Genomic DNA, 1,019 nt, shown 5'->3' with positions numbered 1-1,019 from the left:
TACAGCACTTCCGTCTATTATGAGGTACACTTGATTAAAATATAAATACTTTTAAATGAAGTCATACTCTGTCGATCTTCGAGAAAAAATAGTTGCAGCACATATTGAGAAAAATATCTCAATCAGGAAAGTAGCTAACATATTTTCCGTCACCAAGAGTTTAGTGCAGAAGCTTGTCAAACAAAAAAAACTTGATGGAAATTTACAATCCAAGCCGCGAGGAAAACCACAATTTAGTCATCTGACAAATGCGGAAATAGAGTTAAGAGAATTAGTTGAAGCATATCCAGATGCAACATTGATAGAGTTATGTGAATTATTTGCAGACAAGACGGGCAATTTTGTAGGTCGAAGTGCAATGTGTCGTGCGTTGCAGAAATTAGGATTAAATCGTAAAAAAAAACAAAGCGGAGTACCCAAGCAGGGACAGAGAGAGTCCTGAATTTAAGATTAGAGTATTGGGAAAATGTCAAACATATAGAGCCAGAAAATTTAGTATTTTTGGATGAAACTGGTGTTTTACTGGGTTTAACAAGGACTCATGCCCGTTCACAAAAGGGAACAAGAGCTTACTCTCTCAACCCCTTCTATCGAGGCTCAAAAGTTACCGTAATTGGAGCAATTAGTATTAAAAAAGTAGTGGCATTAATGACAATGAATAATTCAATGGATGGCACAGCATTTGAAGTGTTTGTTGAGAAGTTTTTAGTGCCAGAGTTATGGTCAGGCGCAGTGGTAGTCATGGATAACTTATCCGCACATAAACTAGATTCAATTGTGCCAATGATTGAATCTGTCGGGGCTTCAGTTATATGTTTATCACCATACTCACCAGATTTCAACCCCATTGAGTTATGGTGGTCACAGCTTAAATCTTTCTTACGGATGTTTTCACCAACTACAACAGAAATGGTAGATCGAATAATTTCAGTTGCACTTGACTTAATAAATCCTCAACATTTAAGAAACTGGTTTGCTAATTGCTGCTACTGTACCTCATAACAGCCGGAAACGCTGTA

General features: G+C 37.1%; 2 protein-coding genes. Both read left to right on the top strand.

Features of this window, described 5'->3' with window-relative positions; all coding sequences use genetic code 11:
* Window positions 1-55 precede the first annotated feature (55 nt).
* Window positions 56-442, top strand: a complete 387-nt coding sequence (locus ACM0OW_RS25745; RefSeq protein WP_414553558.1) for a helix-turn-helix domain-containing protein — start codon at window positions 56-58, stop codon at window positions 440-442.
* 59 nt (window positions 443-501) lie between these two features.
* The gene (locus ACM0OW_RS25740) at window positions 502-1,002 is read left to right on the top strand and encodes a transposase (RefSeq protein ID WP_414553556.1); all 501 of its coding nucleotides are present in this window, start codon (window positions 502-504) and stop codon (window positions 1,000-1,002) included.
* Window positions 1,003-1,019: the final 17 nt, after the last annotated feature.

It is taken from the genome of Anabaena sp. CCY 0017 (assembly GCF_963920885.1).
In the GTDB taxonomy this organism is placed as follows: domain Bacteria; phylum Cyanobacteriota; class Cyanobacteriia; order Cyanobacteriales; family Nostocaceae; genus Nodularia.
This window is presented reverse-complemented; position numbering and strand designations above follow the sequence as displayed.

Bases quoted from the DNA above. Each gene is read 5' to 3' on its own strand.
- ACM0OW_RS25745 (WP_414553558.1), top strand. From the start codon at position 56: ATGAAGTCATACTCTGTCGATCTTCGAGAAAAAATAGTTGCAGCACAT.